General features: G+C 73.6%; 23 protein-coding genes. 16 read left to right on the top strand and 7 right to left on the bottom strand.

The window, feature by feature from the left end; translation table 11 throughout:
- Positions 1–7 precede the first annotated feature (7 nt).
- Genes bioB through bioD form a run of 3 tightly spaced genes read left to right on the top strand, consistent with a single transcriptional unit; the run spans position 8 to position 3,209 of the window.
- On the top strand, positions 8–1,204 hold the full coding sequence (bioB, locus tag ACZ60B_RS12950; protein ID WP_469386107.1) for a biotin synthase BioB: 1,197 nt from the start codon (positions 8–10) through the stop codon (positions 1,202–1,204).
- Positions 1,197–2,477, top strand: coding sequence for an adenosylmethionine--8-amino-7-oxononanoate transaminase (locus tag ACZ60B_RS12945; RefSeq protein WP_469386105.1), 1,281 nt, complete (start codon positions 1,197–1,199; stop codon positions 2,475–2,477). Before bioB ends, ACZ60B_RS12945 begins: the two co-directional genes overlap by 8 nt.
- Positions 2,478–2,480: 3 nt before the next feature.
- The gene (gene bioD, locus ACZ60B_RS12940; protein ID WP_469386103.1) at positions 2,481–3,209 is read left to right on the top strand and encodes a dethiobiotin synthase; all 729 of its coding nucleotides are present in this window, start codon (positions 2,481–2,483) and stop codon (positions 3,207–3,209) included.
- 50 nt (positions 3,210–3,259) lie between these two features.
- On the opposite strand, the gene ACZ60B_RS12935 is transcribed toward bioD, so the two are convergent.
- Entirely contained in the window at positions 3,260–6,031 is a 2,772-nt protein-coding gene (locus ACZ60B_RS12935) for a helix-turn-helix transcriptional regulator (RefSeq protein WP_469386279.1), read from the bottom strand.
- A 118-nt stretch (positions 6,032–6,149) separates the two neighbouring features.
- On the opposite strand from ACZ60B_RS12935, the gene ACZ60B_RS12930 reads away from it, so the two are divergent.
- Both ACZ60B_RS12930 and ACZ60B_RS12925 read left to right on the top strand, forming a co-directional pair.
- Complete coding sequence (locus ACZ60B_RS12930) at positions 6,150–6,836, top strand: esterase/lipase family protein (protein ID WP_469386101.1); 687 nt, start codon at positions 6,150–6,152, stop codon at positions 6,834–6,836.
- A gap of 183 nt (positions 6,837–7,019) precedes the next feature.
- Positions 7,020–7,706, top strand: a complete 687-nt coding sequence (locus ACZ60B_RS12925) for a class I SAM-dependent methyltransferase (protein ID WP_469386099.1) — start codon at positions 7,020–7,022, stop codon at positions 7,704–7,706.
- A gap of 194 nt (positions 7,707–7,900) precedes the next feature.
- Here the strand turns inward: ACZ60B_RS12925 and ACZ60B_RS12920 are convergent, their stop codons facing one another.
- Together ACZ60B_RS12920 and ACZ60B_RS12915 are read right to left on the bottom strand one after the other, a co-directional pair.
- Positions 7,901–8,275 carry a fic family toxin-antitoxin system, toxin component gene (locus tag ACZ60B_RS12920; RefSeq protein WP_454397362.1) on the bottom strand — a complete coding sequence of 125 codons (375 nt, stop codon included), beginning with the start codon at positions 8,273–8,275 and terminating at the stop codon, positions 7,901–7,903.
- A 4-nt stretch (positions 8,276–8,279) separates the two neighbouring features.
- Positions 8,280–8,519, bottom strand: coding sequence for a toxin-antitoxin system HicB family antitoxin (locus tag ACZ60B_RS12915; protein ID WP_392618113.1), 240 nt, complete (start codon positions 8,517–8,519; stop codon positions 8,280–8,282).
- A gap of 216 nt (positions 8,520–8,735) precedes the next feature.
- Between ACZ60B_RS12915 and ACZ60B_RS12910 the strand changes: the two genes are divergently transcribed.
- From ACZ60B_RS12910 to mug, 8 genes are all read left to right on the top strand, one after another.
- On the top strand, positions 8,736–9,578 hold the full coding sequence (locus tag ACZ60B_RS12910) for an ABC transporter ATP-binding protein (RefSeq protein ID WP_469386097.1): 843 nt from the start codon (positions 8,736–8,738) through the stop codon (positions 9,576–9,578).
- Positions 9,579–9,582: 4 nt separating this feature from the next.
- A complete protein-coding gene (locus ACZ60B_RS12905; RefSeq protein ID WP_469386095.1) occupies positions 9,583–12,150 on the top strand; it encodes an ABC transporter permease in 2,568 nt (855 codons plus the stop codon).
- A gap of 85 nt (positions 12,151–12,235) precedes the next feature.
- Positions 12,236–12,661: a GNAT family N-acetyltransferase gene (locus tag ACZ60B_RS12900; protein WP_469386093.1), complete on the top strand. Its 426-nt coding sequence runs from the start codon at positions 12,236–12,238 to the stop codon at positions 12,659–12,661.
- A gap of 167 nt (positions 12,662–12,828) precedes the next feature.
- The gene (locus tag ACZ60B_RS12895; protein WP_469386091.1) at positions 12,829–14,175 is read left to right on the top strand and encodes a hemolysin family protein; all 1,347 of its coding nucleotides are present in this window, start codon (positions 12,829–12,831) and stop codon (positions 14,173–14,175) included.
- A gap of 103 nt (positions 14,176–14,278) precedes the next feature.
- Complete coding sequence (locus ACZ60B_RS12890; protein WP_469386089.1) at positions 14,279–15,292, top strand: hemolysin family protein; 1,014 nt, start codon at positions 14,279–14,281, stop codon at positions 15,290–15,292.
- A 169-nt stretch (positions 15,293–15,461) separates the two neighbouring features.
- On the top strand, positions 15,462–16,250 hold the full coding sequence (locus tag ACZ60B_RS12885) for an SGNH/GDSL hydrolase family protein (RefSeq protein WP_469386087.1): 789 nt from the start codon (positions 15,462–15,464) through the stop codon (positions 16,248–16,250).
- A 145-nt stretch (positions 16,251–16,395) separates the two neighbouring features.
- Positions 16,396–17,838, top strand: coding sequence for an adenylosuccinate lyase (gene purB, locus ACZ60B_RS12880; RefSeq protein ID WP_469386085.1), 1,443 nt, complete (start codon positions 16,396–16,398; stop codon positions 17,836–17,838).
- Positions 17,835–18,380: a G/U mismatch-specific DNA glycosylase gene (gene mug / locus ACZ60B_RS12875; RefSeq protein ID WP_469386277.1), complete on the top strand. Its 546-nt coding sequence runs from the start codon at positions 17,835–17,837 to the stop codon at positions 18,378–18,380. Before purB ends, mug begins: the two co-directional genes overlap by 4 nt.
- An 82-nt stretch (positions 18,381–18,462) precedes the next feature.
- Here mug and ACZ60B_RS12870 read toward each other — a convergent pair whose 3' ends face one another.
- From ACZ60B_RS12870 to ACZ60B_RS12860, 3 genes are read right to left on the bottom strand one after another with little or no spacing between them, the layout of a single operon-like run.
- Positions 18,463–18,723, bottom strand: a complete 261-nt coding sequence (locus tag ACZ60B_RS12870) for a hypothetical protein (RefSeq protein WP_469386083.1) — start codon at positions 18,721–18,723, stop codon at positions 18,463–18,465.
- On the bottom strand, positions 18,705–19,430 hold the full coding sequence (locus tag ACZ60B_RS12865; protein WP_469386081.1) for an ABC transporter permease: 726 nt from the start codon (positions 19,428–19,430) through the stop codon (positions 18,705–18,707). The genes ACZ60B_RS12870 and ACZ60B_RS12865 overlap by 19 nt, the downstream gene beginning before the upstream one ends.
- Position 19,431: 1 nt before the next feature.
- Positions 19,432–20,352, bottom strand: a complete 921-nt coding sequence (locus tag ACZ60B_RS12860; protein ID WP_469386076.1) for an ATP-binding cassette domain-containing protein — start codon at positions 20,350–20,352, stop codon at positions 19,432–19,434.
- 107 nt (positions 20,353–20,459) lie between these two features.
- Between ACZ60B_RS12860 and ACZ60B_RS12855 the strand changes: the two genes are divergently transcribed.
- From ACZ60B_RS12855 to ACZ60B_RS12845, 3 genes are all read left to right on the top strand, one after another.
- The gene (locus tag ACZ60B_RS12855) at positions 20,460–21,629 is read left to right on the top strand and encodes a sensor histidine kinase (protein ID WP_469386071.1); all 1,170 of its coding nucleotides are present in this window, start codon (positions 20,460–20,462) and stop codon (positions 21,627–21,629) included.
- Positions 21,630–21,643: 14 nt separating this feature from the next.
- Positions 21,644–22,306: a response regulator transcription factor gene (locus ACZ60B_RS12850; protein ID WP_469386070.1), complete on the top strand. Its 663-nt coding sequence runs from the start codon at positions 21,644–21,646 to the stop codon at positions 22,304–22,306.
- A 100-nt stretch (positions 22,307–22,406) separates the two neighbouring features.
- Positions 22,407–23,564 carry an ROK family transcriptional regulator gene (locus ACZ60B_RS12845; RefSeq protein ID WP_469386069.1) on the top strand — a complete coding sequence of 386 codons (1,158 nt, stop codon included), beginning with the start codon at positions 22,407–22,409 and terminating at the stop codon, positions 23,562–23,564.
- 212 nt (positions 23,565–23,776) lie between these two features.
- On the opposite strand, the gene ACZ60B_RS12840 is transcribed toward ACZ60B_RS12845, so the two are convergent.
- On the bottom strand, positions 23,777–24,538 hold the full coding sequence (locus ACZ60B_RS12840; protein ID WP_469386067.1) for a GntR family transcriptional regulator: 762 nt from the start codon (positions 24,536–24,538) through the stop codon (positions 23,777–23,779).
- Positions 24,539–24,661: the final 123 nt, after the last annotated feature.

Raw genomic sequence — 24,661 nt, 5'->3', positions numbered from 1 at the left:
CGGCCTCATGGACCTGCTGAAGACGCTGGTGGAGAAGGGGCTTCGGCGCGAGCTGCCGAGCCGCGAGGAAGCACTCGCCGTACTGGCCACCTCCGACGACGATCTGCTCGATGTGGTGGCCGCGGCCGGCAAGGTGCGCCGGCAGTGGTTCGGCCGACGGGTGAAACTCAACTACCTCGTCAACCTGAAGTCCGGGCTGTGCCCGGAGGACTGCTCCTACTGCTCCCAGCGGCTGGGCTCGACGGCCGGGATCCTCAAGTACACCTGGCTGAAGCCGGACGAGGCGTCCAAGGCCGCGGCGGCCGGGCTGGCCGGCGGCGCCAAGCGGGTCTGCCTGGTGGCCAGCGGGCGCGGTCCGACCGACCGGGACGTGGAGCGGGTCTCGGACACCATCAAGGCCATCAAGGACGGGAACGAGGGCGTGGAGGTGTGCGCCTGCCTCGGCCTGCTCTCCGACGGCCAGGCGGAGCGGCTGCGCGAGGCGGGCGCGGACGCGTACAACCACAACCTCAACACGTCCGAGGAGACGTACGCGGACATCACCACCACGCACACCTACGCCGACCGCGTGGACACCGTGCAGAAGGCCCACGCGGCGGGCCTGTCGGCGTGCTCGGGGCTGATCGCGGGCATGGGCGAGAGCGACGAGGACCTGGTCGACGTGGTCTTCTCGCTGCGTGAGCTCGACCCCGACTCCGTTCCGGTGAACTTCCTGATCCCGTTCGAGGGCACCCCGCTGGCCAAGGAGTGGAACCTCACCCCGCAGCGCTGTCTGCGGATCCTGGCGATGGTGCGGTTCGTGTGCCCGGACGTCGAGGTGCGGATCGCGGGCGGCCGCGAGGTCCATCTCCGTACGATGCAGCCGCTCGCCCTGCACCTGGCCAACTCGATCTTCCTCGGGGACTACCTGACCAGCGAGGGCCAGGCGGGCAAGGCCGACCTGGAGATGATCGCCGACGCCGGGTTCGAGGTGGAGGGCGCCGACCAGGTGACGCTGCCCGAGCACCGGTCCGGCGGCTGCCACGAGACGACGGCCGACAGCGGCTGCCACGACGGCGGCGCCGGCTGCCACGGCGGCGACAGCGTCTGCGGGTCCGCCCCGGCCGCCGCTCCCGCCCCCGCCCCGCGGGTCGACGAGCCGCGCCCGGACCTGGTCGCCGTACGCCGCCGGGGCGCCGGCACGGACCTCGCGCCCAATGCCTGACCTGAGCGTGCCCGAACTGCTCGAACTGGACCGACGCCACGTCTGGCATCCCTACGGCCCGATGCCGGGCCGCCAGGAGCCGCTGGTCGTGGCGTCGGCGAGCGGAGTGCGGCTGACCCTCGCGGACGGTTCGGGCGAACTGGTCGACGGCATGTCGTCCTGGTGGTCGGCGATCCACGGCTACAACCACCCGGTGCTGAACGAGGCCGCGCGCGAACAGCTCTCGCGGATGAGCCATGTGATGTTCGGCGGGCTCACCCACGAGCCCGCCGTACGGCTGGCGAAGCTCCTGGTCGACATCACCCCGGCCGGTCTGGAGCATGTCTTCCTCGCCGACTCCGGTTCGGTGTCGGTCGAGGTCGCGGTGAAGATGTGCCTCCAGTACTGGCGTTCGCTGGGCCGCCCCGCGAAACGGCGGCTGCTGACCTGGCGCGGCGGCTACCACGGTGACACCTGGCAGCCGATGTCGGTGTGCGATCCCGAGGGCGGGATGCACGAGCTGTGGAGCGGGGTGCTGCCGCGTCAGGTGTTCACGGACGCCCCGCCCGCGGAGTACGACGAGGCCTACGCCGAGCTGCTGCGCGCGGCCGTCGCGGAGCACGCGGACGAACTGGCCGCGGTGATCGTCGAGCCGGTGGTGCAGGGCGCGGGCGGGATGCGGTTCCACTCCCCCGCGTATCTGCGGGTGCTGCGCGAGGCGTGCGACGCGCACGACGTGCTGCTGGTCCTCGACGAGATCGCGACCGGATTCGGCCGTACGGGCGCCCTGTTCGCGGCGGAGCACGCGGCGGTGACACCGGACGTGATGTGCGTGGGGAAGGCACTGACCGGCGGCTACCTGACCATGGCGGCGACGCTGTGCACCGCACGGGTGGCCGACGGCATCTCGCGCGGCGAGGTACCGGTGCTGGCGCACGGCCCCACTTTCATGGGCAACCCCCTGGCGGCGGCCGTGGCCTGCGCCTCGGTCGAGCTGCTGCTCGGCCAGGACTGGCGGGCCGAGGTGGGCCGGATCGAGACGGGGCTGCGCGAAGGGCTGGAGCCGGCTTCCGCGCTGCCCGGGGTGAAGGACGTACGCGTCCTCGGTGCCATCGGGGTCGTCCAGCTCGACCGCCCGGTGGACATGGCGGCGGCCACCGCGGCCGCGGTGCGCGAGGGCGTGTGGCTGCGCCCGTTCCGCGACCTGGTCTACACGATGCCGCCGTACGTCACCGATGACGCGGACGTGGCACGGATCGCGCGCGCGGTGTGCGCCGCGGCGCGGGAGGGATGACACATGCCGGTACTGGTGATCACGGGCACGGGCACGGAGGTCGGCAAGACCGTCACCACGGCGGCGGTCGCCGCGGCGGCGCTCGCCGCCGGCCGCACGGTGGCCGTGCTGAAGGCCGCCCAGACGGGCGTGCGGCCGGACGAGCCGGGCGACGCCGAGGAGGTCGTGCGGCTGGCCGGTGCGGTGACGGCGGGCGAACTCGCCCGGTATCCGGAGCCGTTGGCACCCAATACGGCGGCCCGGCGGGCCGGACTGGCGCCGGTGCGTCCGCAGGACGTGGCGGACGCGGCCCAGAAGCTGGCCACGGAACACGACCTGGTGCTGGTCGAGGGCGCGGGCGGGCTGCTCGTGCGGTTCGACGAGACGGGCGGCACCCTGGCGGACGTGGCCCGGCTGCTGCGCGCCCCGGTGCTGGTGGTGGCCTCGGCGGGCCTGGGCACGCTGAACACCACCGAACTGACGGCCCGTGAACTCCGGTTGCGTGAGATCGAGTTGCTGGGTGTCGTGATCGGCAGCTGGCCCGACTCCCCTGATCTCGCGTCGCGTTGCAATGTGGCGGATCTGCCGGTCGTGTCGGGCGCACCGCTGCTCGGTGCGCTGCCCGCGGGTGCCGGGTCGCTCGCGCCCGCCGACTTCCGCCGGGTGGCCCCGGGTTGGCTGGCGCCACGCCTGGACGGCAGCTGGGACGCGGAGGCGTTCCGGGCGCGGGAGACGGACGGCAACGACGGCTGAGTACGGGGCGGGCGAGGGGCTCGGCCGGGCTGGGGGCGCTGTCGTAGGGCTCAGCCCGGCGGGGAGCCGCCTTCGGCGAGCAGCCGGACCAGTTCGATCCGGGAGCGGATGCCCAGGCGGGTGAACACGCCCCGCAGATGGTGGTCGATCGTGCGCGGGCTGAGCGCCAGCCGGGCGGCGATCTCCCGGTTGGTGGCGCCCTCCGCGGCCATCCGGGCGACGAGCAGTTGCTGCGCGGTCAGCCGTGCGGCCGGGTCGTCGGGCCCGCGCGCGGGTGCGGCGGGGGTGCCCAGCGCGCGCAGTTCGGTACGGGCCTGGTCTGCGCAGTGCGGTGCGCCGAAGGATTCGAACGCGGCCAGGGCGCCGTGCAGCCGGTCGCGTGCCTCCGCCCGCCTGCGCAGGCGGCGCAGCGCACTGCCGAACAGCAGCTCCGTTCTGGCGCGTTCGAAGTCGCGGGTGCCGTGTGCGTGCAGGTCGAGTGCCGTGCGGTAGTGCTCGACGGCCCCCGCGCCGGGGGTGAGCAGGGCCCGGCACCGCGCGCTGAGCGCCAGGTCGTCGGCGCTGCGCACGGCGCTCGCCCACCGGTGGTAGTCGGCGTGGGCCGTACGGGCGACCCGGGTGTCGCCGGTGCGGACGGCGGCCTCGACGTAGTGCGGGGTGGCCAGGTGCCGGACGGCCCGGTGCCCGTGGCCGGGGCCGAACCCCGCGAGGGCGCGCAGCCGGGTGGCGGCGGTGTCGAAGCGGCCGGTGGCCACGTCGAGGAAGGCGAGCGCCCACTGGGCGAGGGCGGCGGGCAGACCGAGGCCGTGGGCGAGGGCGTACCCACGGGCGGCGGCGGCGCGCTCCCGGCACAGGTCGCCGTCGCCGGTGATCGCGGCGAACATGGCCAGGGCCGCCTGGAGATGACAGGCACCGTTGTCCTGACCCGCGGCGTACGCCTGGTGCAGGGCGTGCGCGGTGGCCGCCTCGGCGGCGCGCGGCCGGCCGGTCCAGAAGTCGGCGTACGCCCGGAACTCCATGGCCTGCGCCGCGGTGGCCGTCGCCCCTCGCACCCGTGCCGAGTCGGCGGCGCGCAGGGTGGCGGTGGCGGCGCGGGCGTGGTCGCCCAGCATCAGGGCGGCGATCCCGGCGTGCACGAGCAGGGTGGGGTCGCCCCCGCCGTCGATCCGGCCCTCGCGGTCGAGTCCACTCCCGGAGCCACGGCGCCCGGCCGTTCTCTCCAGGTGGTCGCGCGCGTCCTCGTAACGCCCTTCGACGGCGGCCGTGATCCCGGCGAGCACTCCGGGTACGCCGACTCCCGAGCGCACGGCGACCCGTACCGCCTCCCGGCACCGGCGCAGGTCACCGGTGTAGACGGCGGCCTCGGTGGCCCGTACGAGGAGCAGCGGCACCGGGATACCGGCCGGTGGCGGTGAGGCGGACACCGACAGACCCGCCGTCGCCCGGCGCGTCCCGGCGCGGGCGCCGCCGGACGGGTCCGCGCCGCGCCGCGGCCCGGCGGCCGCGCGGGTACCGGACCCGCCCCCACGGACCTCGCCCCGGACCGCTACCACCGGAACCTCGCGGCCGTCCGCCGGGCCTGATGGGCCGTCCGCCGGGACCGAGGGGCCACCCGAGAGGGCCGGCGGGCCGCCCCCGGAGACCGTCGAGGCACCCGTGGCCGACAAGCCACCCGGGGAAACCGTCGAGGCGCCCTCCGAGGCCGACGAGTCGCCCGAAGAGGCCGAGGGGCCGCCCGCCGCGGCCGGCAGGCCGTCCGTGGAAGTCGGCAGGTCCTCCGAGGACGTCGGCGGGCCGTCCGGCGGAGGCGACGGGACCGGGCCGTCGCCGGTGCGCCGGGGTCGGCGGCGGCCCGACGGCCCGGCGGGGGCGCGGCCGGCCCCCGCCGCGCCGCCGCTCTCGTCCTCCGCCGGGACGGCGTCGGCGTCCCCCGCGGCGACCCCGCTGTCGTCGCCCTGTCGTGCCGCCGCCCGCAGCAGGGCGTCGAAGGCCTCGAAGGCGTTGCCTGCGCGCAGGGCGAGCATGCCGGTCAGCGCGTCGTCGACGGTGGCGGCGGTCAGCCGACGGGCGCGGTCGGCCTCGCCGCAGTGCCAGGCGTCCACGGCGGCACGGGCGAGCAGCCGGGCCTGTTCGCCCGGTTCGGGGGAGAGCGCGGCCGCGCGTTCGACGAGCGCGCGGGCCAGTGCGGGGCGGCCCGCCGCGCGTGCCCGCACCGCCGCCGCGTCCAGTTCGACCGCCAGCCGCCCGCTCGGGCCCCACGCACCCGCGCCCCGGTGCCAGGAGCGGCGGGGCGCCTCTCCCACCCCGCGCAGCACGCGGGCCAGCAGTCGGTGGGCGTCGCGCCGGTCCGCCGGTTCCGCGGTCTCGTAGGCGGCGACCCTCGTCCAGGCGTCGCGGAAGACGACCCCGCCCGTCGCCGCGTGCGCGACACCGGCGGCCTCGGCGGCGGCCAGCGGCCGGGTGTCGAGTCGGGCGGCCGTGACCGCGCGCAGGAAGGCGTGGGTGGGGACCGGATACTGGTCGGCCGCGGCGAGCAGGAGCAGCAGCCGGGTGTCGTCCGGCAGGGTTCGGATCTCCCGCCGGTGTTCGCGCAGCAGTCCGGGCGCGAGGTCGCCGGGCTCCGTGGGCAGCGGGTCGAGGCCGGCCGCCTGCCGTTCGGTCAGCCGCGGCAGCAGTTCGGCGGCGGCGCGCGGATCGCCGTACACGGCCCGCAACGCCCGGATCCGGACCCCTTCGGGGAGCCCGGCGACCGGGGACCGCGGGGCGTCGAGGAGCGGCGGGGGCGAAGTGCTCTCAGGAGGTGGGGGGTTCACCGGAGTCACCACACAACTGACGTTACTGGCGCGTTAATTGAGCAGTAAAGACCGGCGGTTCCACTGATGCGGCGCGCGTAGACCCGGCCGGACACTCCTGATGACCCCACCCGTCTCAGGAGGCACCATGCAACGCCACAGGCGTCGTATCGCCGCGGCCGTCCCCGCCGTCGCGGCATCGCTCCTCGTGTCACTCTCCGTCTCCGCCCCCACCGCGCACGCGGCGTCCCACAACCCGGTCGTCTTCGTGCACGGCATCAGCAGTTCGTCGAGCAGCTGGGACGACTGGACCGCCGACTTCGAGGCCGACGGCTACTCCTCGGCCGAGCTGGACGAGTGGTCGTACGACTGGTCGCAGTCGAACGTCACCACCGCCCGGCAACTGGCCACCGAGATCCAGGGTGTCCTGGCCAGGACCGGTGCGTCCAAGGTCGACATCGTCGCTCACTCCATGGGTGTGCTCAGCGCGCGTTACTACCTGAAGAACCTGGGCGGAACGTCGTACGTGGACGACTTCGTCTCCACCGCCGGCGTCAACCACGGCACGACCACCGCCTCGTGGTGCTCGTGGCTGTACACGTCGTGCGCCGAGATGTACACCGGCAGTTCGTTCCTGACCTCGCTCAACTCCGGCGACGAGACGCCGGGCAGCGTGTCGTACGCCAGTTACTGGTCCGACTGCGACGAAGTGCTCACCCCGGACACCACCGCGGTCCTCGGCGGCGCGACGAACGTCGAGGTCGGCTGCGTCTCGCACACCGACATGAACAACGACTACGGCGTGTACGAGCAGGTCCGGGACTTCGTCGCCTGATACCTGTCCGGCGGTTGCCGCCGTCCACCGGGAGGACGGGGCGGGCGGGAACCGCCGGACGGACCCCGGCCGCCCGTGCGCGACGCGGACGTCCGTCCTGGCGGATCGGCGCGGGCGGGGGGGTGCGAAGGGGCTCCGCGGGGGACAATCCCCGTAGGGCCCCGTTCTGCCCGGGAGGTCGCCATGCCCGCACGGCCCGTCAACTCAGGCCGGGTGGCCGGGGATCCCGTCCACCATCCGCTGTTCGCCCGCTACTACGCCCGCGTGAGCGTCACCGCCGAGACCAGGCTGGGCATGGGCCGCGTGCGGGAGCGGCTGCTCGCCGGACTCTCGGGGCGGGTGATCGAGATCGGGGCCGGCAACGGGCTGAACTTCGCCCGCTATCCGCGCGCGGTCTCCGAGGTCGTCGCGATCGAGCCCGAGCGGCTGCTGCGGCACGCGGCGATGGAGGCGGCGCTGCGCTGCGAGGTCCCGGTGGACGTCGTGCCGGGCGCGGCGGAGGCGCTGCCGGTCAAGAGCGAGGCGTTCGACGCGGTCGTCCTCAGTCTGGTGCTGTGCAGTGTGCGCGATGTGGAGCGGGCGCTGGCCGAGGCGAGGCGGGTCCTGCGGCCCGGGGGCCAGGTGCGGTTCTTCGAGCACGGCAGGGGCGGCGGCCCGGTGATGACGGCCACCCAGCGCCTGCTGGACCGCACGGTGTGGCCGCGGCTGGCCGGCGGCTGCCATCTGGCCCGGGACCCGGTCGGCGCGCTGCGTGACGCCGGGTTCCTGATCGGCCCCTACCGAAGCCTGGCACTGCCGGAGAAGGGACCCCGGCTGCCCACCTCGTTCTGTGTGCTGGGCACGGCCTGGCGCCCCGGGCCGACCGGCTGACCACCGCGGGCCTTGGGGTTCCGGAGCTCTCAGAGCTCCGGACAAAAGCGGGGGCCGATCAGCGGACGGTGTCCGGTGCGTGCGATCGCAAGACGCCGGAAGGTCCTTGTAGCGGAGCTACCAGGGCCTTTCGGCAACGCCGCGAGCGTGCGTGCCGGACACCGTCCGCCGGGCCCCGCTTTTGTCCGGAGCTCTCAGGCGCTCCACTGCCGCAGTTCGCGCGCGATGTCGTCGACGGAGGCCTCGCCGCTCTTCACCAGGCGGGCCAGGTCACGCACCCGCTCCGGCGTGGTGACCACCTTGAGGCCGCTGGCGACGAGGTAGCCGTAGGCGACCGCGGACGCGAACAGCGCGTTGGAACGCTCCAGCGCCGGTATGTGGATGAGGAGTTGGAGCAGCGCCGCACCGCGGGCGTGGGGACTGTCGTAGACGGGGACGTCGAAGATCTCGGCCTGGTGGCGGGCGACCGCGGCGACGAGGGCTCCCCAGTCGGTGACCCGGGCGTCGCCCGGTGTCCGCTGTTCGGCGAGCATGAGCAGCCAGGCCAGATCGATCCTGAGGTCGGACAACGGATCAGCCGCGGCCTTCGCGCCGGCGGTCGCCGTCCGTGCCCAGGTCCTCGGCGAAGACGGCCTCGTACTGCTTCATGAAGTCCGCGGCGGCCTCCACGAAGGCGTGCCCCGCCTCTCCGGTGTCCTGTCTGACCAGTTCCTCGATGTAGCGGTTGACGCTCACACCACGGGCCAGGGCGCGTTCGCGCGCCGCGCGGGCGGTGCCCTCGTCCACGCGTACGTTCAGCTGAGTCTTCGCCATGTCTCGAAGCTAGCGCCGGAGCGCTAGCACCGGCAAGTGCCTCCGTGGCCGCCGCGCTCCGCCCGGCGGAGCATGCCCCTTACATCGGTATCGGTCGCTCGCCCGACCTCCGGCGGAGAGCGCCTCGGTCCCAGGGGGGATACCGGCTGTGGGGCGGGTCACACTACGCTCGGCCCGACGACGAGTCGGCACGTCCACGCGAGCGAGGAGGCAGCCTTGTCCACACCTGCTGCGGAGCACGCCCCCGACCGGGCACCGGCCGGCGGAGTCGCGGCCCGCGCCCGAGGTCTGACCAAGGCGTACGGCTCGGGCGAGACGTCGGTGCTCGCCCTGGACTCGGTCGACGTCGACATCGCGCGCGGCCGCTTCACCGCGGTGATGGGCCCCTCGGGTTCGGGGAAGTCCACGCTGATGCACTGCCTGGCGGGGCTCGACACCGTGTCGGCCGGGCAGGTGTGGCTCGGCGACACCGAGATCACCGGGCTCAAGGACCGCGAGCTGACCCGGCTGCGCCGGGACCGGATCGGTTTCATGTTCCAGTCGTTCAACCTCATACCGACGCTGAACGCGGCCGAGAACATCACCCTGCCCATGGACATCGCGGGCCAGAAGCCGGACCCGAAGTGGCTGGACCAGGTCATCGACACGCTCGGCCTGCGCGACCGGCTCCGGCACCGGCCCGCCCAGCTCTCCGGCGGTCAGCAGCAGCGCGTCGCCTGCGCCCGCGCGCTCGCCTCCCGGCCGGAACTGATCTTCGCCGACGAACCGACCGGCAACCTGGACTCGCGCGCGGGCCTGGAGGTGCTCGGCTTCCTGCGCGAGGCCGTCGACGACCTCGGCCAGACGGTCGTCATGGTGACCCACGACCCGGGCGCCGCCGCCCACTCCGACCTGGTGCTCTTCCTCGCGGACGGGCGGATCGTGGACGAGATGGAGCGGCCCACCGCGGAGGCCGTGCTGGAACGGATGCGGCTGTTCACCACCGCCGGAGCCGCTTCCGCGTCCACGTCCGCGTCCCCGGGTCCCGGCACCCCCGGCCACCCCGGCGGGGAGGACTGAGCCGGTGCTGAAGGCGACCCTGAGAAATTTCCTCGCCCACAAGGGGCGGCTGCTGCTGTCCGCGCTGGCGGTCGTCCTGTCCGTCGCGTTCGTCGCGGGCAGCCTGATCTTCTCCGACACCGTCACCCGCACCTTCGACCGGCTGTTCGCGTCCACCTCCGCGGATGTGACGATCGAGGCGAAGCAGGACCTCAAGTCGTCCGTGCCGACCGGCGCGGTGCAGACGGTGCCCGCCGCGCTCGCGGACCGGGTGGCCGGGGTCGACGGTGTCGCGGCCGTCCACCCCGACGTGAGCGTCGAGAACGTCACGGTCGTCGACAGCAAGAACGAGTCGGTCGGGCCGACCACCGGCGCTCCCACCATCGCCAACGACTGGAACCCGACCGACCGCAGCCCGGTGAAGCTGACCTCCGGCCATGCCCCGCACGGCGCCGGCGAGGCCCTGCTCGACGCGGACACCGCGGACAAGAAGAACGTACGGATCGGCGACACGCTCACCGTGCTGGCGCAGCCCGGGACCTTCAAGGTCGAGGTCGTCGGCATCGCCACCTTCACCACCACCAACCCGGGCGCGGCGCTGGTCTTCCTGGACCCCGCCGTGGCCCGGACCGAGCTGCTGGGCGCCGCCGACCGCGTGACGAGCATCTCGCTGGACGCGGCGCCGGGGGTGAGCGACACCGAGCTCGAGCGACGGGTCACCGCCGCCGTGGGCGCCGGCTCCTACGAGGTGCGCACCGCCGACGAGCAGGCCAAGTCGGCGTCCGCCGACCTCGGCGGATTCCTGGACGTCATCAAGTACGTCATGCTCGGCTTCGCCGGGATCTCCGTGCTGGTCGGGGTGTTCCTGATCGTCAACACCTTCTCGATGCTCATCGCCCAGCGCACCCGCGAACTGGGGCTGCTGCGGGCCCTCGGCGCCGACCGGCGGCAGGTGCGGCGGTCCGTGCTCACCGAGGCGGTGCTGCTCGGCCTGGTCGGCTCCACGCTGGGGCTGGCGGCCGGGATCGGGCTGGCGGCCGGGCTGATCAAGCTCATGGGCGCGTTCGGCATGAACCTGAAGGCCACGGAGATGGTCGTCGGCTGGGCGACGCCGGTGGCGTCGTACGTCGTCGGTGTCGGGGTCACCTTCGTGGCGGCCTACCTCCCGGCCCGGCGGGCGGCCCGGGTGTCGCCGATGGCCGCCCTCGCGGACGCCGACATCGCCGGGGTGGGACGGCCGCTCAAGGTGCGCGCGGTGGTGGGTTCGGTGGTCGGGGCGCTCGGCGCGGCCGCCCTGGTGGGTTGCGCGACGGCGACGAAGACCGCCTCGGCCGCCTCCCTGCTGGGTCTGGGCGTCGTCCTCACCCTGATCGCCACCGTGATCGCGGGCCCGCTGCTGGTGCGTCCGGTGATCCGGGTGCTCGGCGGGGCCTTCCCGGCCCTGTTCGGCTCCGTCGGCCGGATGAGCCAGCGCAACGCCCTGCGCAACCCCCGCCGTACCGGCGCCACGGCGTCCGCGCTGATGGTGGGGCTCGCGCTGGTCGGCGGGATGTCGGTGGCCAGTGCCTCCATGTCCCGGTCCTTCGACCAGCAGATCGACCGGACGCTGGGCGCCGACTTCGTGATCCAGAACAGCAACTACACGCCGTTCTCCCAGGAGGTCACGGACCGGGTGCGCGCCACCGACGGCGTCGACCTCGTCGTGCGGCAGCGGTTCGCGCCGGTCGCGGTGCGGCTGCCGGACGGCAAGCGGGTCGAGACGACCGCGGCGGGCTACGACTCCCAGGTGGACGAGGTCGCGCATGTGACGTACGCCGAGGGCGGCTCGGCGGCCGCGCTCGCGGACGGCGCCATGGGCATGGACGCGAAGTTCGCCGCGGAACACGGCGTACGGCTCGGCAGCGTGCTCCCGGTCGAGTTCCCCGGCGACCGCAGGACCGAGCTGAAGGTGGGCGCGCTCACCGACCAGGAGTCGTCCGGCGGCTTCGGCACGCAGGGCGGGCTGTTCTTCGGCCTCGGCACGGTCGAGAAGTTCCTCCCCGGCGGCCAGGACTCCGCGCTGTACGTGAACGCGGCCGCCGGCACCGGTGCCGACCGGCTGCGGCCCCTCCTGGAGAAGACGCTCGACCCGTACCCGCAGGTGCAGGTGCGCGACCAGGCCGACTACAAGAAGCTCGTCCACGACCAGATCGCCGTGCTGCTGTACCTCGTGTACGCGCTGCTGGGGCTCGCGATCGTGATCGCGGTGCTCGGTGTGGTCAACACCCTCGCCCTGTCGGTGGTGGAGCGCACCAGGGAGATCGGACTGCTGCGCGCGATCGGGCTGGCCCGGCGGCAGTTGCGCCGGATGATCCGGCTGGAGTCGGTGGTGATCGCGGTGTTCGGGGCGGTACTGGGACTCGCGCTGGGACTCGTGTGGGGCGTGTGCACGCAGCAGGTGCTGGCGCTCCAGGGCATGAAGGCCCTGGCGATCCCCTGGGGCACGATCGTCGCGGTGGTGATCGGTTCGGCGGTGGTCGGCGTGGTGGCGGCCCTGCTGCCGGCCCTGCGCGCGTCGCGGATGAACGTGCTGGCGGCCATCGCGCACGAGTGACCGGAGCGGGAGCCGAGGTGGGGCGGGGGTCGTCCACATACTGGAATTGATCACCCCGCCCCGTCGGCCGTGGTGCGATCACCGTATGACTGACCTACGGATACGGGCCGCCGCGCCCGACGACCTGGACACCGTGCTGGCCTTCTGGAGGACGGCCGCCGAGGGCACGAGCATCTCCGACGACCGGGACGGGGTGGAGCGGCTGGTCGCCCGCGACCCCGGGGCGCTGATCCTGGCCGAACGGGACGGCCTGCTGGTCGGCACGGTGATCGCGGGCTTCGACGGCTGGCGCTGCCATCTGTACCGGCTCGCGGTGGATCCGGAGCGCCGACGTCAGGGCATCGGTGCGGCGCTGCTGGCCGCCGCCGAGGAGCGCTTCGTGCGGCTCGGCGGCCGGCGTCTCGACGCGATGGTGCTGACCCGCAACGAGACCGCGCACCATGCCTGGCGGGCGGCCGGGTACACGCCCGAGGAACAGTGGCGGCGCTGGGTGAAGCCGATCGCCGACTGATCGCGCCCCGCCCGGGGAGGGCCCTTTGCCTTTCCTTTACTATTGAGGGGCGTGCTTCCCGTTCCTCTACCGAAAGGCGTGAGCGTCCTCCCCATGGGCGAGCCTCCCAGTACCCGCCGTCGCGCACATCCCCCCTCCCTGCCGGATCATGGGACGGAGGTGACCCGATGACCGAAGTGCTCCTCCTGCTGCTGGCGATCCTGCTCTGCGTCGTCTGCGGCGCCTTCGTGGCCGCCGAGTTCTCTCTCACCACCGTCGACCGCAACGAACTGGCGCGCGCCGCCGAGCGCGGTGAGCGCGGCGCCGCGGGCGCCCTGAAGGCCGTACGGAACCTGACGTTCCAGCTGTCCGGGGCCCAACTCGGCATCACGGTCACCAACCTGGTGGTCGGCATGCTCGCCGAGCCGTCCATCGCCAAGCTGATCGCGGGCCCGCTGGAGGCCCTCGGCATCTCCGCCGCCACGGCGCGGTCGGCCGCCCTGGTCCTGGGCACGGCCCTGTCCACGGTGGTCCTGATGGTGGTCGGCGAGCTGGTGCCCAAGAACTGGGCCATCTCCTCCCCGCTGGCCGTGGCCAAGCGGGTGGGCACCCCGCAGCGCTGGTTCAGCGCCGCCTTCCGGCCCTTCATCACCCACCTGAACAACATGGCGAACCGTTTCGTGCGCCGCTTCGGCATCGAACCCGCCGAGGAGCTGGCCTCCGCGCGCAGCCCGCAGGAACTCGTGGCCCTCGCCCGGCACTCCGCCCGGCAGGGCGCCCTGGAGCCGGACACGGCCGAACTGTTCGTGCGCACCCTGAACCTCGCCGATCTGACCGCCGAGAACGTGATGACACCGCGCGTCCAGGTCATCGCCCTCGACGCCCAGGCGACCTGCGCGGACGTCGCGAACGCCACCCGGGCGACGGGCCTGTCCCGCTTCCCGGTGTACCGGGACAGCCTGGACGCGGTGGTCGGCATCGCGCACATCAAGGACGTGCTGAAGGTGGCCGCGGACCGCCGGCCGCGCACGCCCGTCTCCACGATCATGCGCGAGCCGCTGCTCGTACCGGAGTCCCTGACCGTGAACCGGCTCCTGGACCGGCTGGGCGGGAGACGCACCATGGCCGTGGTGATCGACGAGTACGGCGGTACGGCGGGCGTCGCGACCCTGGAGGACATCGTCGAGGAGGTCGTCGGCGAGGTCCGCGACGAACACGATCCGCACGAGACCCCCGATCTCGCCCCGGCCGGCACCGACGCGGACGGCCGCGCCGTGTACTCGGTGGACGGCGCCGCCCGCACCGACCAGCTCGCGCGCGTGGGCCTGCGCTCGCCGGAGGGACCGTACGAGACGCTGGCCGGTCTCGTCGCGGCGGAACTCGGCCACATCCCGCGGGTCGGCGACCGGGTGGACGTCGCCGGATGGCGCATGGACGTGGTGGACGCGTCCGGGCACAGGGCCGCGCGCGTGCTGCTGCACGCGCCGCTCGACGACGCCGACGACGCGGCCGACGAGAAGGGGGCGGACCGATGAGCGCCGCAGCACCGGCCGAGGCGGACGGACCGATGAGCGCCGCAGCACCGGCCGAGGCGGACGGACCGATGAACGTCGCAGCACCGTCGAAGGGGGCCGGACGATGATCGCGGCACAGCTGCTGATCGGCTTCGCGACCCTCGTCGTGAACGCCTTCTTCGTGGGCGCGGAGTTCGCGCTGATCTCCGTGCGCCGCAGCCAGATCGAGCCGTACGCCGAACAGGGCGACCGCCGGGCCAGGAACGTGCTGTGGGGTCTGGAGCACGTGTCCGTCCTGATGGCGGCCGCGCAGCTGGGCATCACCCTGTGCACCCTGGTGCTCGGCGTGGTCGCCGAGCCCGCGATCGCGCATCTGCTGGAGCCGGTGTTCCACGCGCTGGGCGTCCCGGCCGGAGCGGGCCACGCGGTGTCCTTCGTGATCGCCCTGACCCTGGCGACGTATCTGCACATGCTGCTGGGCGAGATGGTGCCCAAGAACATCGCGCTCGCGGAGCCGGCCCGCACCGCGATGCTGCTCGGCCCCCCGCTGGTGACGCTGTCGCGCGCGCTGCGCCCGGTGATCTTCGCGATCAACGCCTTCGCGAACGGTCTGCTGAAGCTGCTGCGGATCGAGACGAAGGACGAGGTCGCGGCGACGTTCTCGGACGCCGAACTCGCCCAGATCGTCAAGGACGCGGGTGAGGCGGGCCTCATCGACGACCGCGCGCAGGAGCGCCTGCACGACGCCCTGGAACTGGGCCGCAGGCCCGTGCGCGACGTCTCCCTGCCGCTGGAGAGCGTCGTGTACGCGCGCGTGGGTGTCACACCGGAGGAGCTGGAGCGGCTCGCGGCCGAGTCGGGGTTCTCCCGCTTCCCGGTCGCCGACGAGGGCCGCCGGATCGTCGGCTACCTCCATGTGAAGGACGCGCTGGACGCCGCGCCCCGGGATCTGCCGTTCCGGCTGCGGGACATGCGCCCCATCGCGCGGGTGCGGGAGAACACCCCGCTGGACGACGTGCTCACCGCGATGCGGAGCAGCCGTACGCACCTGGCGGTCGTGCTGGGCGACGACGGGCGACTGGCGGGCCTGGTGACCATGGAGGACGTCCTGCGGGAGCTGTTCGGCCAGCTGACGTGAGCGGACCCCTCGCCGCCTCCGCCCGCGCGGGGGTGGCGAGGGGTGTCCGAGCCGTACGGAGGTGGCGCGGGGGCGCGTGGGGCGCGCGGAGGTGGCGCGGGGGCGGGTGGAGGTTGTGAGAAGGCCGACCGACCGGCGGGTATGGAGCCGGGATACCATCTCTGACGCCATGCAGACGAACCCCACTCCCCTGTACACCAGCCTCGTCGCCGTCGGCGACTCCTTCACCGAGGGCATGTCGGACCGCATGTCCGACGGCTCCTACCGCGGCTGGGCGGACCTCCTCGCGGCCCGGATGGCCGCCCGGACGCCCGGCTTCCGCTACGCCAACCTCGCGGTGCGCGGCAAGCTGATCGGCCAGATCGTCGACGAGCAGGTGCCGGTCGCCGCCGCGATGGGCGCCGATGTGATCACCCTGGTCGGCGGCCTCAACGACACCCTGCGCCCCAAGTGCGACATGGGCCGGGTCCGAGGCCTGCTGACCGAGGCCGTCGAGCAGCTCGCCCCGTCGTGCAAGCAGCTCGTGCTGATGCGCAGCCCGGGACGGCAGGGGCCGGTCCTGGACCGGTTCCGGCCGCGCATGGAGGAGCTGTTCGAGTGCGTCGACGGACTGGCGGCGCGGCACGGCGCGCTGGTCGTCGACCTGTACGGGGCGCCCTCGCTCGGCGACCCACGGCTGTGGGACGTGGACCGGCTGCACCTGACGGCGGAGGGCCACCGCCGGGTCGCGGAGGCGGTGTGGCAGCGGCTCGGCCACCCGGCCGAGGACGCGCAGTGGCAGACGCCGATGCCGGCCACCGCGCCGCCCGGCTGGCTCGACCGGCGCGTCGCGGACGTGCGCTTCACCCGGGAGTACCTGCTGCCGTGGATAGGCCGTCGCCTGACGGGCCGCTCCTCCGGCGACGGCCTCCCCCCGAAGCGCCCCGACCTCCTGCCCTACGAGGACCCGGCGGCGTAGGGCCTCCGCCCCCGTGTCGCCCCCGCGGTCGTCGGCTTCCGGGGACCACGGGGGACGCCGACGACTCCGCCGCGTCGCTCTCGTACGTTCCTACGAAGAAGCCCGTGGCGCTGGCCTGCACTAATCGCCAGTAGAATCCGTACACGTGACTTCTGCGCCCGCCAAGCCCCGCATCCCGAACGTCCTCGCCGGACGCTACGCCTCCACCGAGCTCGCCATGCTCTGGTCGCCCGAGCAGAAGGTGAAGCTGGAGCGTCAGCTCTGGCTCGCCGTGCTGCGGGCCCAGAAGGACCTCGGGATCGAGGTGCCGGACGCCGCGATCGCCGACTACGAGCGCGTGCTCGACACGGTCGACCTCGCCTCGATCGCCGAGCGCGAGAAGGTCACCCGGCATGACGTCAAGGCCCGCATCGAGGAGTTCAACGACCTCGCCGGGCACGAGCACGTCCACAAGGGCATGACCTCCCGCGACCTCACGGAGAACGTCGAGCAACTGCAGATCCGGCTCTCGCTGGAGCTGGTCCGCGACCGCACGGTGGCCGTCCTGGCCCGGCTGGGCAGGCTGGCGGCCGAGTACGGCGAGCTGGTCATGGCCGGACGCTCGCACAACGTCGCCGCCCAGGCCACCACCCTCGGCAAGCGCTTCGCGACCGCCGCGGACGAGCTGCTCGTCGCCTACGGCCGGGTCGAGGAGCTGCTCGGCCGCTACCCGCTGCGCGGCATCAAGGGTCCGGTCGGCACGGCCCAGGACATGCTGGACCTGCTCGGCGGCGACGCGGCGAAGCTCGCCGAACTGGAGGACCGGATCGCCCGGCACCTCGGCTTCTCGCAGGCGTTCACCTCGGTCGGCCAGGTCTACCCGCGCTCGCTGGACTACGAGGTCGTCACCGCGCTGGTGCAGCTGGCCGCCGCGCCTTCGTCGCTGGCCAAGACGATCCGGCTGATGGCCGGGCACGAGCTGGTGACCGAGGGCTTCAAGCCGGGCCAGGTCGGCTCGTCCGCGATGCCGCACAAGATGAACACCCGCTCCTGCGAGCGCGTCAACGGCCTGACGGTGATCCTGCGCGGCTACGCCTCGATGACCGGCGAGCTGGCGGGTGACCAGTGGAACGAGGGCGACGTGTCCTGCTCGGTGGTGCGCCGGGTCGCGCTGCCGGACGCGTTCTTCGCGCTGGACGGCCTGCTGGAGACGTTCCTGACCGTGCTGGACGAGTTCGGCGCGTTCCCGGCGGTCGTGGCCCGGGAACTGGACCGCTACCTGCCGTTCCTCGCCACCACCAAGGTGCTCATGGGTGCCGTGCGCGCGGGCGTGGGCCGCGAGGTCGCGCACGAGGCCATCAAGGAGAACGCGGTCGCCTCGGCGCTGGCGATGCGTGAGCAGGGTGCCGAGCGCAACGAACTCCTCGACAAGCTCGCCGCCGACGAGCGCCTCCCGCTCGACCGCGCGCAGCTCGACGCGCTGATGGCGGACAAGCTGTCCTTCACCGGCGCGGCGGCGGCCCAGGTGGGCGTCGTCGTGGGCCGGGTCGAGGAGATCGTGAAGCAGCGCCCGGAGGCGGCCGGCTACACCCCCGGAGCGATCCTCTGACTCGCTTCACCCAGGCGGAACTGGAGGCCGCCCGCGACCGCGTCGTCCCGGACGTGGTCGCGGAGGGTCTCCGTGTGCTGTTCTGCGGGATCAATCCCGGGCTGATGTCCGCGGCCACGGGCCACCACTTCGCCCGCCCCGGCAACCGCTTCTGGCCGGTGCTGCACCTGTCCGGGTTCACCCCGAGGCTCATGCGGCCCGCGGAGCAGGGGGAGCTGCCGGCGTACGGGCTCGGCATCACGAACGTGGTGGCACGGGCCACCGCGCGGGCCGACGAGCTGAGCGCCGCCGAGTACCGCGAGGGCGGGACCCTGCTGGCCGCGAAGGTGACACGGCTGCGGCCGCGCTGGCTGGCGGTCGTGGGTGTCACGGCGTACCGGGTCGCGTTCGACGAGCGCAAGGCACAGGTGGGGCCCCAGGAGCGGATGATCGGCGACACGCGCGTGTGGGTGCTGCCGAATCCCAGCGGGCTGAACGCGCACTGGACGACGGCGACCATGGCGGAGGAGTTCGCGCGGCTGCGCGAGGCCGCACAGGCCTGACGCTGACGCGTGTGGCACACCCTCGGGGAGTCCGACCCGCCCGGCCCCCGGCATCCGGCGCACCGGACGCGAGCCCGGCCCGTCATGGCGGGCCCGCGTCCGTGACCACGGCGATGAGCCGGAACGGCAGTTCCTCGTCCCACCGGGACACGCCGAGCGCCGGCCGGCGTTCCGTCTCCGGCGGCCGCCACAGATGCGGGTCCGGCACGTGGCTGCTGAGCGCGCCCCAGGGCTCGGGTATCTCCTCGCCGGCCATGTCCCGGTCGAAGATGCTCGCCGGGCCGAATGTCTGTGGTGCTCCCCAGCGGGCGGTCAGCCGCTCCGTCAGGCGTCCCTGCGGCACAGCCGCCACGCCCCGGCGAGCAGGGCGGCCGCCGCCCACGACGCGGTCACCGCGAGGCCTTTCCACGGGCCGAGGCTGCCGTCCCAGGTCCGGTGCAGTGCCACCTGGCCTGCACGGTCGGGCAGGAATTCGGTGACGCCGCCCGCCGTGTCCCCGATCACGAACGAAACGACGAGGATGAAGGGGATCAGGAGGGAGAGCGCGCCCACCCCGCTGCGCAGCAGGGCCGTGAGGCCGACCGCGAGGAGCGCCATCAGCGTGAGGTAGATCCCGCAGCCCACGACACCGCGGACCTGTTCACCCGTGGTGAGGGCGTTCCCGGCGTCGCCGGGCCTCGCTCCGGCGACGAGCAGCGCGGCAAGGGCGGTGGCCAGTCCCACGGCCAGCACCGGTAGGGCGACGGCGGTCGCCTTGGCCGCGAACCACCGGCCGCGGTGCGGCACCGCGGCGAGCGAGAGCCGTAGCGCTCCCCCGTGGCACTCCGAGGCGACCGCCGTCGCGCCGAAGGAGATCGCGGCGATCTGGCCGGGCGTGACACCGGACAGCGCCATGAACAGCGGGTCGAAGTCCGGGTCGGGCGCGTCCGGGACACTCACGATCGCGGAGAACGCCGTGGTCGCCGCGAACAGCGCGAACAGCGTCCCGAGCAGCGAGCGGAGGGTGCGGATCTTCAGCCACTCGGAGTGGAGGACGGGTACGAACGGCATGTCAGGCCTCCTGCGGCTGAGCGGTGAACTCGGTCTCTGCGGACGTCAGATCGAGGTAGGCCTGCTCCAAGGTGCCCTCTTCGGCCGTCAGTTCGAGGAGCGGGACGCCCGCGGCGGACGCCAGCCGGCCGACGTCGTCCACGCGCGCGTGCTCCACGGTCCAGTGCCCGTCGGCGTGCCCGACGACCCGGTGGCCGTGCGGGGCGAGGGCCCTCTCGAGTGCCGCGGGGTCCGTCGTGCGGATCCGCACCCGGGGCCGCACCCGCGCGTGGATGAACTCCCGCGTGGGGGTGTCGGCCAGGAGGCGTCCCCGGCCCAGGACCACGAGGTGGTCGGCGAAGGACGCGGTCTCGTTCATGAGGTGGCTGGAGACCAGGACCGTGCGGCCCTCGGCGGCGAGCCGGCGCAGCAACGCGCGGATCCAGATGATGCCTTCGGGATCGAGCCCGTTGGAGGGCTCGTCGAGCATCACCACCGCGGGGTCCCCGAGCAGGGCCGCGGCGATGCCCAGCCGCTGGCGCATGCCCAGGGAGTACGTCCGCACCCGGCGGCGCGCCACCGCCGCGAGGCCGGTCTCCTCCAGCACCTCGCCGACCCGGCGGCCGGGGATGCGGTTGCTCGCGGCCAGGATCCGCAGATGGTCGCGGCCGGTGCGGGACCCGTGCGCGGCCCCGGCGTCGAGCAGCGCGCCCACCCGGCGCAGGGGGTCGGTGAGCGTGGCATAGGGACGGCCGCCGATCGTGGCGGTTCCGGAGGTCGGCCGGTCGAGGCCGAGCGCGAGCCGCATGGTGGTGGACTTGCCCGCTCCGTTGGGTCCGAGGAAGCCGGTGACCCGGCCGGGCAGCACGCGGAAGGTGAGACGGTCCACGGCGCGCCGGTCCCCGAACTCCTTGGTGAGGTCCTGTACGTCGATGCTGGTCATGGCGACAGCCTTGCCGTTCCACGGCGTCGGGTCCTCCCCCGCGGGTGGAGGACGTCTCCCCCGCCCGGGGGAGGTCCGTTGTCGGTGGGGGCTGGCACGATGTCGCAATGGTCCGACTGCTGCGCCCGTTCGGACGGGCGGTGACGTACACACGGCTGCTGCATCTGTTCATCGCGATCGTGTGGCCGAGCATGTGGCTGTTCGTCGAGGAGGCGTGGTGGACCTGGGTGTTCGCGGCCGTGCTCCTCGTCCCCGCCGGGCTGGTACCCGCGATGCGCACCGTGGAGGGGCTCCAGGCCAGACTGCTGCTGACCGGTCACGGGCACGACAGCGGGAGCACCGGCATCGTCGTCGCGCCGTCCGCCGCCTGGGGCGACCGGGGGCGGCTCGTGGTGTGGCTGGAGGTGCGGCTGCTGCTGGGCTGTGTGACCGCCATGTCGGTCGTCCGGCTCCTCCTCACCGTGGTGGACCTGGTGCGGTCGGCCTTCGGCCGGAACGCCGGGGAGGGGTGGCTGTTCTTCCTCGAGGGCCATCACCGCTGGCACGTCCTGCTGGTGCCGCCGGTGCTGGCCGCGTTGGGGGTGGCCGTGGTCGTCCCGGGCCGGATGATCACCGCGCTGGCACCCCGGCTGCTGGGCCCCTCCCCCGCCGAACGTCTCGCCGCCCTGGAGGAGCGCACCGAGCAACTCCTCGAACGCAACCGGATCGCGCGGGAGTTGCACGACTCCATAGGTCACGCGCTGACCGTGGCGGTGGTCCAGGCGGGCGCCGCGCGTGCCGCGGGGGACCCGGCGTTCACCGAGCGGGCGCTCGGCGCCATCGAGGACACCGGGCGGGCCGCCCTCGAAGACCTGGAGCGGGTCCTCGGCGTCCTGCGCGAGTCGGGGCGGCCCGTCGGCAGCCGGCCGACGCTGACCGACGCCGACCGGCTGCTCGACTCCGCGCGCGCTTCCGGGGCCAAGGTCGACGCCGAACTCGCCGGACCTCTCGACACGCTGCCCGGACCCGTCTCCCGGGAGGGTTACCGCATCCTCCAGGAGGCCCTGACGAACGTGCTGCGGCACGCGGGAGCCGTACCCGTCCGGGTGCGTGTCGAGGTCGCCGACGGCGCACTCGCGCTGGAGGTGCGCAATCCGCTTCCGGCGGGTGCCACGGAGGCCGGCCGGGGCAGCGGCCTGCGCGGGATGCACGAGCGGGCCGCGTTGCTCGGCGGCCGGGCGCGAACGGGTCCCGAGGATGGCGACTGGCAGGTGCACGCGGAACTGCCGCTGCGCTGATCTACGCTGGCCGGATGCCGCTCACCGTTCTCCTCGTCGACGACGAACCCCTCGTACGCGCCGGTCTGCGGGCCGTGTTGGAGTCACAGCCCGACATCACGGTGGTCGGCGAGGCGGCGGACGGCGCGGCGGTGATCCCGCTGGTGCGGCGGTTGCGGCCCGACGTCGTCGCCATGGACGTACGCATGCCCCTGATGGACGGGATCGAGGCCACCCGCGCGGTGCTGCGGACGGTCGACGACCCACCGAAGATCATCGTGGTGACCACGTTCGAGAACGACGAGTACGTGTACGACGCGCTGCGCGCGGGCGCCGACGGCTTTCTGCTCAAGCGGGCCCGGCCGGCCGAGATCGTGCACGCGGTACGGCTGGTCGCCGAGGGCGGCTCGCTGCTCTTCCCGGCCTCGGTGCGGCAGTTGGCCGCCGAGTACGGCGGCCGGACCGGGAACGTGCAGGCCCGGGCGGTACTGGAGCGGGCCCGGCTGACGGAGCGGGAGGCGGAGGTGCTGCGCCTCATGACCCGGGGCCTGTCCAACGGGGAGATAGCAGCCCGGCTGACGGTCGGTACCGAGACGGTGAAGTCGCACGTCAGCGCCGTACTGGCCAAGCTGGGGGCACGGGACCGCACACAGGCGGTGATCACGGCGTACGAGTCGGGGTTCGTGACACCGAGCTGAAACGGTACGCCCGGGGCGGACCCGGGTGCCCGGAGCTCGCCGGGCCCCTCCGCGCCGAGTACGATCCGGCCAACACGCGCACGAGCTGGGAGGACGGACGTTGGGGCGGCTGACCGGCGGGGATCCCTCGCTGCTGCGGAGGATCAACTCCGCGGTGGTGCTGCACGCGCTGCGTGCCACGGACTGCGCGACGCTGACCGAGATCACCCGGGTGACGGGGCTGTCCCGGCCCACGGTCGAGGGCGTCGTCGAGGACCTCATCGTGGGCGGGCTGGTCGTCGAGACGGCCGCCGAGGAGGGCGCGACGCGGCGCCAGGGGCGGCCCGCGCGCCGGTTCAGGTTCCGTGCGGAGGCCGGTCATCTGCTGGGGCTGGAGATCGGCCCGCACCGGGTCGCCGCGCTCCTGGCCGACCTGGACGGCCGGATCATAGGGGCCCAGGCCAAGGACGTCGAGGAGACGGCCCCCGCCGACGACCGCCTGGAGCGGCTGCGCACGGCGGTCGCCGAGCTGCTGCGGCGGGCCGGGGTGCCCCGGAACTCGCTGCGCGCGGTGGGAGTGGCGACGCCCGGGATCGTCGAGGCGGACGGCACCGTACGGCTGGGCACCGCGCTGCCCGAGTGGACCGGGCTGCGTCTCGGCGAACGGCTGAGCCGTTCCTTCAAGTGCCCGGTGCTGGTCGAGAACGACGCGAACGCGGCGGCCGTCGCCGAGCACTGGAAGGGCTCCGCCAGGGAGTCGGACGACATCGTGTTCGTGCTGGCCGGGCTGAGCCCGGGGGCCGGTTCGCTGATCGGCGGGCGGCTGCACCGCGGGTTCGGCGGGGCGGCCGGCGAGATCGGGGCGCTGCATCTGCTGGGCCGGGAGGTCACTCCGGAGACGCTGCTGTCGACCACGGACGAGCCGCTGCACCCGCTGGACGAGCAGGCGGTCGCGCAGGTCTTCGCGCAGGCGCGCCAGGGCGACCAGCGGGCGCTGGCGGCCGTCGACCGTTTCATACAGCGGCTCGTCCACGACGTCGCGGCGCTCGCTCTCGCGCTCGACCCGGAACTGGTGGTCATCGGGGGCTGGGCAGCCGGTCTGGACGGGGTGCTGGAGCCGCTGCGGCGCGAGCTGGCCCGCTACTGTCTGCGGCCGCCGAAGGTGACCCTGTCCCTGCTCGGCGAAGCGGCCGTGGCGACGGGGGCGCTGCGGCTGGCCCTGGACCATGTGGAGAAGCAGTTGTTCGCGGTGGAGGGCACGGCGACCGCGCGGCACTGACCCGACCGTCCGCCGGGCACGGGCCGGGCGCGGGCCGCCCCGTGGTCGTCTCGTGGCCGGCCGCCCGGCGGACGGGAGCCACGGCGGGCGGCGCACGGACGTCGATCGCGGCGGACGGACGCGGACGGGCGAGTTGACGGTTCGTCGCGGGGTGTCGTCATGGAGAACGCCGCGCGCCCCGGTGGAGTTCCGGGGCGCGGGCGGGACGTCGGTCAGGAGGCGCGCCGCTCCGGTCCGTGGTGGATCTCCACGCCGCCCGAGGCGCCGAAGGTGAGCCGGCAGGTGTCCGCGCGGTAGGTGGCCACGGAGAGCGCGGCGACACCGCCGCCGCTGAGGAAGCGGGTGGTGACGACGAGGACGGGGGCGCCGGGCAGCCGGTCCAGTTCCTTCGCCTCGTCGGCGCGGGCGGAGCCGAGCTCGACGGAGTTCTCCCGGCCCTCCAGCCCCAGCCGCTGCACCTCGCGCAGCACGGCACGGGCGCGTGCCGTGGCCGACGGGGTGTCTATGGCGGACAGATCGGGGACCGAGGACGGCGGGATGTAGAGGAGTTCGGCGGCGACGGGCTGACCGTGGCTCGTCCGGGACCGGCGTACCGTGTGCACGGATTCGTCCGCACCGGTGCGCAGGATCCCGGCGACGGCCGCGGGCGGCACGGCCAGGGTGGAGTCGACGGGCTGCCAGGCGTCCTCGGCCGATCCCGGCCAGGCGTGCTGTTCGGTGCCGACGGCCACGCCGACCCGGGGCGGGGCGACGGTCGTGCCGACGCCGCGACGGCGCTGGAGCCGGCCCTCCAGCTCCAACTGCTCCAGGGCCTGGCGGAGGGTGGCTCGGGCGACGCCGAAGCGGGCGGCGAGGTCTCGCTCGTTGGGCAGGATCTCGCCCACGGCGAACTCGGAGTCCAGTGCCTCGCTGAGCACGGTCCTGAGGTGCCAGTACTTCGGTTCCGGTACCGATTCCAGCTGCGTGGTCCCCACCGTGTCCTCCGCAATCGCCGTGGTCCGGCGGCGTTTAAGCGCCCTTGTTTATTAAAGGTTGTTTCACTTCTCTGCGACGATAAGGGGGGCTCCACCCTTGGTCAATACCAATCCTCGATCCTT

It is taken from the genome of Streptomyces sp. NPDC104096 (genome assembly GCF_055584385.1).
The sequence above is the reverse complement of the archived record's forward strand: the minus strand, read 5'-3'. Positions and strand labels throughout refer to the sequence as shown.